Origin of the sequence: Mycobacterium sp., from assembly GCF_035653355.1 — a bacterium.
In the GTDB taxonomy this organism is placed as follows: Bacteria; Actinomycetota; Actinomycetes; order Mycobacteriales; family Mycobacteriaceae; genus Mycobacterium.
The window spans coordinates 1-7067 of the sequence record NZ_DASRBZ010000272.1; the positions used below are offsets into that span (position 1 = coordinate 1).

Consider the following 7067-nt stretch of genomic DNA (forward strand, 5'->3'; position numbering starts at 1 on the left):
GCCATCGTCCGCGAAGCGCCGTCAGCGGTGGCCCCGACAGGGCGGCGCCGTCGATGAGGATCTTGGAGACGAACGCGCCGGTGCTGCCGTCCGGATCGACGTCGAAGACGATGTGGGCGTCTTCGAAACCGAGCCACCGCCGCGTCAGCGGGAACCACGCCTTGTAGGTAGCCTCCTTGGCGCAGAACAGGATTCGGTCCCAGTGCAAGCCTTCGGGCAGCGCAGCGATTTCGTGGCGTTCCTCATCGAGAGTGATCGCATCGAGCACGCCTTCGGGCAGGACATCGTGCGGCTCGGCGTCGATGCCCACCGAACGCACCGCAGGGCTGCGACCCACCACCGCGCCGCGGTAGCCCGTGCAGTGGGTAAGGCTGCCCACCACGCCGCCGGGCCAGCACGGTTCGCCCTTGTCGCCCTTGAGGATTGGCACCGGCGGCAGGCCGAGTTTGCTGAGTGCAATTCGCGCGCAGTGGCGTGCGGTGATGAACTCGTTGCGGCGCTTTGCAACTGAGCGCGCGATCAGCGGTTCTTCTTCGGGTAGCGGCGCCAGGCCGGGCGGGTCGGAGTAGACCTCCTCGAACGCGAGATTGTCGGCATCGACGGGCAACACCGACGACAGCAGGGTTGGCTTCGTCATCGCCGTTGTCGGAGTCGTTCCTGAAACCGCTCGGCCTGTGCTCGCATCTCCGGGGTGATCACGAAATGCCCGCCGAACTCGTTGAGATAGCCGGGTGCGTACTGCGGATCCGGCAGCACCTGGCGCAGCCAGGCATACGGTTTGCGCCGCCGCCACTCCCGCGGGTAACCCACCGACACCTCTTCGAAGCGCACCCCGTCATACCAGGTGGTCCGAGGAATGTGCAGATGCCCGTAGACCGAGCAGGTCGCGTTGTAGCGAGTGTGCCAGTCGGCGGTCTCGGTGGTTCCGCACCACAGCGAGAACTCCGGGTAGAACAGCGCGTCACAGGGCTCGCGTACCAGCGGGAAGTGGTTGACCAACACGGTGGGGGTCATCCAGTCCAGCTGTTCGAGACGGGCGCGGGTGGTGGCCAGTCGCTCGCGGCACCATGCCTCTCGGGTGGGATACGGCTCGGGTGAAAGCAGGAATTCGTCGGTGGCTACCACGTTGCGGTCCCGCGCGATCGCCAGGCCCTCGGCTTTGCTGGCTGCCCCCTCCGGCAAGAAGCTGTAGTCGTAGAGCAAAAACATCGGCACGATGGTGGCCGGTCCGCCACGCTCGGTCCACACCGGGAAGGGATGCTCGGGTGTGACGACGCCCATCTCGTCGCACATGTTGACCAGGTAGTCGTAGCGATCCTTGCCGAAGACCTGCATCGGGTCGCGGCCGGTAGTCCACAGTTCGTGGTTGCCGGGCACCCAAATCACTTTGGCGAATCGTCGGCGCAGCACATCCAGTGCCCACCGAATCTCGTCGGTGCGTTCCGCGACGTCGCCCGCCACGATCAGCCAGTCGTCCGGCGACGACGGGTGCAGCGATTCGGTGACGGGTTTGTTGCCGAGGTGGCCGGTGTGCAGATCGGAAACCGCCCAAAGCGTCGGCTGCCCGCCGTTAGTCTGCTCGCGCGCTGCCACGACTCCCCAGCCTAACGGTCTGCCGGCCGAACCCTCGGCCGCGTCGTCGCTAAAACTAGAACAGGTTCTTGTTTCCCCTGTGCCCGCCCGAGCCCGGCTTGTACACTCCCGACAATCAGGTCGAGTCAGGGGGTGTGATGCTCACCAAGCTGCGTCTGCTTGCGGCGTTGGGTGCGCTGCTCACCGCCGTGGTCCTGGTGTGGCAGAGCGCGCCGCCAACGGTGACCGGCGGCGGCCGCGTCGAATTGCGGTCCACTGCGGCGCCAATGGAACCGGCCACCACGATGAAGAGCCCGATCATCGCAACCGTCAACCCCCGCCCGTTCGACCCGTGCGAAGACATCCCGTTCGATGTGGTGCAGCGGCTCGGTCTGAGCTTCACCCCGCCCGAGCACGAGGAAGGGCTGCGCTGCCACTACGACGCAGGCAACTACCAGTTGGCGGTCGAGCCGATCATCTGGCGCACCTACGAGCAGTCGTTGCCCCCCGACGCCCTCGAAACCACAATCAACGGCCACCGCGCCGCCCAGTACTGGGTGTTGAAGCCCACGTGGCGCAACAGCTACTGGTACATCTCCTGCATGGTGACGTTCAAAACCAGCTACGGGGTGATCCAGCAGTCGCTGTTCTATTCGACCGTATATTCCTCCCCGGATGTGGATTGCCCGTCGACGAATCTGCAGCGCGCACAAGAGCTTTCGCCGTACTACGTGTTCTGACCTCGGCCGCGCAGCAACCGATACACAGTGCCTTTGCGCTGACCTCATAGCCTGAGGTGGTGAGTTTCACACCCACCGAACGGGCCAGTCGGATGCTGCGCGGGCGGGCGAACCGGATTGTCGGCCACGCACTCGGCCGGCTGTTACGCCTGCCCAAGCCGAGCTGCGGATACACGGTCAGCACCGTCCGGATTCCGATGCGCGACGGAGTCGAGCTGGCAGCCGACCACTATGCACCCAGCGGAGAGCCCGCCGGCACCCTTTTGGTGCGCGGACCCTATGGCCGCGGGTTTCCGTTCTCGCTGGTATACGCCGCGATGTACGCCGCCCGCGGCTACCGCGTGATTCTGCAGAGCGTCCGCGGAACGTTCGGCTCGGCCGGGGTTTTCCAGCCGATGATCCACGAGGCCGCCGACGCTGCCGACACTGTCGCCTGGCTGCGCCAGCAGCCGTGGTTCACCGGTCGGTTCGCCACCATCGGTTTGTCGTATCTGGGATTCACCCAGTGGGCGCTGCTGCAAGAGCCTCCTGCGGAGTTGGCCGCGGCCGTCATTACCGCCGGCCCGCACGACTTCAACGCATCGGTATGGGGCACCGGGTCATTCGCGGTCGCCGACTTTCTGGGCTGGAGCGACCTGATTGCCCGCCAAGAGGACCCCGTGCGGCTTCGGATCGCCGTCCGCCAACTGCTGGCTTATCGACGAGTGACGCGTGCGGCCGGCGGGTTGCCGATGGGCGAGGCGGCCCGCGCGCTGCTGGGCAAAGGGGCACCCTGGTACGAGTCGTGGCTGGAGCACACCGAACCCGACGACCCGTTCTGGGAGCCGCTGCGCTTCACTGCAGCGCTGGACCGCGTGCAGGTTCCGGTGCTGCTGATCGGCGGCTGGCAAGACATCTTCATCCGGCAGACGCTGGAGCAGTTCCGCCACCTGGATCGGCGAGGTGTCGACGTCGCGCTGACGGTCGGGCCGTGGACGCACACCCAGCTGCTCACTAAGGGGCTGGCCACCATCACCCGCGAATCGCTGAGCTGGCTGGACTGCCACCTGCGCGGTACAACCGCAGAACCGCGGCCCAGCAGGCTCCGCATCTTCGTCACCGGTCAGGGCTGGCTCAACCTGCAGGACTGGCCGCCCACGACCACCGAGCACACGCTGTACCTGCAGCCCGGCGGCGGCCTGGACGCAACGCCACCTTCGACAACGGCGCCGCCCGCGTCGTTCCGCTACGACCCGAGCGATCCGACCCCGACTATCGGCGGTCGGCTGCTGTCACGCGACGGCGGATACCGCAACGACGACCGGTTGGCCCGGCGTGATGATGTGCTCAGCTTCACCGGCGACCCGCTCACCGCGGATCTGTGCGTGCACGGCAATCCGGTCGTCGAGTTAGGGCATACCTCGGACAATCCGCATGTCGACGTGTTCGTGCGGGTCAGCGAGGTCGACGCCCGGGGCCGGTCGGTCAACGTCAGCGACGGCTACCTGCGGCTGACCGACGGAGCAGATACCGTCCGCCTCGAACTGGACCCCATCGCGCACCGATTCCGCGCGGGCTCACGCATCCGCGTGCTGGTGGCCGGCGGCTGCCATCCCCGCTATGCGCGCAACCTCGGCACGGGCGAGCCGCCGCTGACGGGCCGGCAGCTGAAGCACGCTACCCACATGGTGCACTTCGGCCCCTCCCGGCTTGTGCTTCCCGTCTCGTAAGCGGCGGGCTAGCCGACGGCATCGCGGACGCGGGCGACAACCTGGCCGAGCGCGGCGTCGTCGTGGATTGGGGCGGCCAGCGTCGGCGTCACCGGCAGCTGCACCCAGCTGCTGCATCCCGCGTACTCGGGCGTGCGAACCAGCGACACCGGCTCGGCCAACGGCATGACCGACACCACCAGGACCTCCAGCCGGTGCTTAGGCCGGAAGTCGAGCCGATCCGCGCGCACCGACGCGGGCGTCCAGATGTGCAGGTCGGCGATGGCGTTGATATTGTCCGGGCGGTTAACTTGCAGCGACGCAAAAACTTTCGCGGCCGCCCGGACGACGACGTGGTCATCGGTACTGTCGGCTGCTGCGGGTGCCAGCAGGTCGTGATGTTCGGGTCGGACGCGCTCGGCGTGGCTGTGCGCGACGGTCGGGAACAGCAGGAACTCCCGGGCCGCTACCTCGAAGCGTTTTTCGCGAATGCCGCCTTTACGCAACAGCACCGTCTGGCGACCGTCGAGCAGCGCATGCACCACCGCGCTCCATTCCTTGAGCGCGGGGACGGTCGCAATCTGGGTCATCGGTCTATCCGGGCTGCGATTTCCGGTCGGCGCAGCGGCGGGATGGTTTTCGGGGGCTGGCGCCGCGGCGGAAGGGCGTCGAGCAACCGGGTCGTGGCCGCGGCGACCTCGGCGACGGCGGCCTCAAACACCTCGGCGTTGGCGGGTGACGGGCGGGTGATGCCACTGACCTTGCGCACGTATTGGCGCGCGGCCGCTTCGATCTCCACGGCTGTGGCCGGCGGCTCGAGTCCGCGCAGTTCGGTGATGTTCCGGCACATGCCTCAACGATAGGTGCGCCGGGGACTGGCTACGGTGATGCCATGACTCGCCCTGTCGACGATGCAGAGCGAAGCGATGAGGAGGAGCAGGGCCAATGACTAACGACATGCTGCTGATCGACACCGACGAGCGGGTCCGCACGCTGACCCTGAACCGACCCGAATCGCGCAACGCGCTCTCGGCGGCGCTGCGGGACCGGTTCTTCGCTGCGTTGGCTGAGGCCGAGACCGACGACGATGTCGACGTCGTCATCGTCACCGGCGCCGACCCGGTGTTCTGCGCGGGGCTGGACCTCAAGGAGCTCGGTGGTCAGTCGGCGCTGCCCGACATCTCGCCGCGGTGGCCGGCGATGACCAAGCCGGTGATCGGCGCGATCAACGGTGCCGCGGTGACCGGCGGGCTGGAATTGGCGCTGTACTGCGACATCCTGATCGCCTCCGAGCGTGCGCGATTCGCCGACACCCACGCCCGAGTGGGGCTGCTTCCGACCTGGGGACTGAGCGTGCGGCTTCCGCAGAAGGTCGGCGTCGGGCTCGCGCGTCGGATGAGTCTCACCGGCGACTACCTGTCCGCCGACGACGCGCTGCGCGCCGGCCTGGTCACGGAGGTGGTGCCCCACGAGCGACTGCTGGCCGCCGCCCGTGAGGTCGCGGCATCGATCGTCGGCAACAACCAGCACGCCGTGCGGGCATTGCTGGCGTCGTATCACCGCATCGACGAATCGCAGACCAGCGCAGGACTGTGGCTGGAGGCGGCCGCGGCACGGCAGTTCCGGACCAGCGGCGATGACATCGCCGCCAACCGGGAAGCCGTCCTGCAGCGAGGACGCTCGCAGGTGCGCTAGTCGCTCACCTCGTTCCGGTCACCGTCCATCGGCCGGATAGCGCACGCGCGCCGACGAACACCAGCCGCAGCACCACGAATGTCGTTAGCCCTGCCCAGATACCGGCCAGCCCCCAGCCGAACACCAGCGACAACCAGATCAGCGGCAGAAAGCCGACCAGCGCGCTGACTACGGTGGCGGTGCGCATGAACGCCGCGTCGCCGGCGCCCAGCAACACTCCGTCGAGTGCGAAAACCACTCCAGCGACTGGCAATTGGGCCACCAAAAACCACCATGGCACACCGATCACTGCCAGCACCGACGTGTCGCCGGTGAACAGCTTCGGCAGCACGGAAGCCCCGACCGCCAACGCCGCGGCCAAGGCGGCGGCCGCGATCGCGGAAAACACCGTCACCCGGCGAGCCACCGATTTCGCGCGCGCTATGCGGCACGCGCCGAGCGCCGCCCCGACCAATGCCTGCGCCGCGATAGCCAACGAATCAAGAACCAGCGCAAGGAATTCCCACAACTGCAGCACCACCTGATGCGCACCCAAGGCCGCGGCGCCGAACCGGGCCGCCACCGCCGCAGCCGACACGAAGCACGCCTGGAAGGCCAGCGTTCGCACCACGAGGTCGCGGCCCATCGCCAACTGCGCCCGCAACACGGTGCGCTCCAGGCGCAGCGGCACCTGTTCGACCAGCAGCGCACGCCCGAACAGCAGCGCGGCCAGCCACTGGCCAACCAGGTTGGCCACCGCCGAACCAGCCAACCCCAACCGCGGCAAGCCCAGCCAGCCGTACACCAGCAGCGGGCACAACAGTGCCGAAAGTCCGAAGCCCACAACGACGTATCGCAGCGGCCGCACCGTGTCCTGCACCCCGCGCAGCCAGCCGTTGCCGGCCATCGACACCAGAATCGCCGGCGCACCCAGGATCGCGATTCGCAGCCATGGCAACGCCGCGTCCGCTATCTCGCTGCGGGAAGCGATGATCGACACCACGGGCACCGCGGCCGCCTGTACCACCACGACGATCAGCGCGCCTAAAGCCAGCGCCAGCCACGTCGCCTGAACACCTTCGGCCACCGCGGCGCTGCGGTCTCCCGCGCCGTAGTAGCGGGCTGAGCGCGCCGTCGTGCCATACGACAAAAACGTCAGATCTGAACCGACCAGCCCCAGGATCAGCGCGCCGATCGCCAGCCCGGCCAGGCTCAGTGCGCCCAGCCGGCCGACGACCGCGGTGTCGAACAACAGGTAGAGCGGCTCGGCGGCGAGCACACCCAACGCCGGTAACGCCAAGCCGGCGATTTGTCGGCGACCGGCGGCCGAATGCTCGTCAACCAAGCGCGGCGCGCAGCGACGCAACGACCTCGGCCACCGAGCCGACGGTCA

General features: G+C 67.7%; 8 protein-coding genes. 3 read left to right on the top strand and 5 right to left on the bottom strand.

Translation table 11 applies throughout. The features are described 5' to 3' along the window. Both VFA16_RS09265 and VFA16_RS09270 read right to left on the bottom strand, forming a co-directional pair. Positions 1-637: 4'-phosphopantetheinyl transferase (locus VFA16_RS09265; protein ID WP_324967524.1), on the bottom strand; the 637-nt coding region annotated here is incomplete at its 3' end. Further along, positions 634-1593, bottom strand: a complete 960-nt coding sequence (locus VFA16_RS09270; RefSeq protein ID WP_324967525.1) for a metallophosphoesterase — start codon at positions 1591-1593, stop codon at positions 634-636. The genes VFA16_RS09270 and VFA16_RS09265, both read right to left, overlap by 4 nt. 137 nt (positions 1594-1730) lie before the next feature. Here VFA16_RS09270 and VFA16_RS09275 point away from each other — a divergent pair, with 137 nt between their 5' ends. Beyond that, a complete protein-coding gene (locus VFA16_RS09275; RefSeq protein ID WP_324967526.1) occupies positions 1731-2312 on the top strand; it encodes a DUF3558 domain-containing protein in 582 nt (193 codons plus the stop codon). Positions 2313-2404: 92 nt separating this feature from the next. After that, a complete protein-coding gene (locus tag VFA16_RS09280) occupies positions 2405-4021 on the top strand; it encodes a CocE/NonD family hydrolase (RefSeq protein ID WP_324967531.1) in 1617 nt (538 codons plus the stop codon). An 8-nt stretch (positions 4022-4029) separates the two neighbouring features. On the opposite strand, the gene VFA16_RS09285 is transcribed toward VFA16_RS09280, so the two are convergent. Continuing rightward, complete coding sequence (locus VFA16_RS09285) at positions 4030-4590, bottom strand: DUF1802 family protein (RefSeq protein ID WP_324967527.1); 561 nt, start codon at positions 4588-4590, stop codon at positions 4030-4032. Then, on the bottom strand, positions 4587-4850 hold the full coding sequence (locus tag VFA16_RS09290; protein WP_324967528.1) for a DUF2277 domain-containing protein: 264 nt from the start codon (positions 4848-4850) through the stop codon (positions 4587-4589). Before VFA16_RS09290 ends, VFA16_RS09285 begins: the two co-directional genes overlap by 4 nt. Positions 4851-4945: 95 nt before the next feature. Between VFA16_RS09290 and VFA16_RS09295 the strand changes: the two genes are divergently transcribed. After that, positions 4946-5695 carry an enoyl-CoA hydratase gene (locus VFA16_RS09295; protein ID WP_324967529.1) on the top strand — a complete coding sequence of 250 codons (750 nt, stop codon included), beginning with the start codon at positions 4946-4948 and terminating at the stop codon, positions 5693-5695. Positions 5696-5699: 4 nt separating this feature from the next. Here VFA16_RS09295 and VFA16_RS09300 read toward each other — a convergent pair whose 3' ends face one another. Further along, positions 5700-7019, bottom strand: coding sequence for an MATE family efflux transporter (locus tag VFA16_RS09300; RefSeq protein ID WP_324967530.1), 1320 nt, complete (start codon positions 7017-7019; stop codon positions 5700-5702). Between the last annotated feature and the right edge of the window lie 48 nt (positions 7020-7067).

Bases quoted from the DNA above. Each gene is read 5' to 3' on its own strand.
- VFA16_RS09275 (WP_324967526.1), top strand. From the start codon at position 1,731: ATGCTCACCAAGCTGCGTCTGCTTGCGGCGTTGGGTGCGCTGCTCACC.
- VFA16_RS09280 (WP_324967531.1), top strand. From the start codon at position 2,405: ATGCTGCGCGGGCGGGCGAACCGGATTGTCGGCCACGCACTCGGCCGG.
- VFA16_RS09285 (WP_324967527.1), bottom strand. From the start codon at position 4,590: ATGACCCAGATTGCGACCGTCCCCGCGCTCAAGGAATGGAGCGCGGTG.
- VFA16_RS09290 (WP_324967528.1), bottom strand. From the start codon at position 4,850: ATGTGCCGGAACATCACCGAACTGCGCGGACTCGAGCCGCCGGCCACA.
- VFA16_RS09295 (WP_324967529.1), top strand. From the start codon at position 4,946: ATGACTAACGACATGCTGCTGATCGACACCGACGAGCGGGTCCGCACG.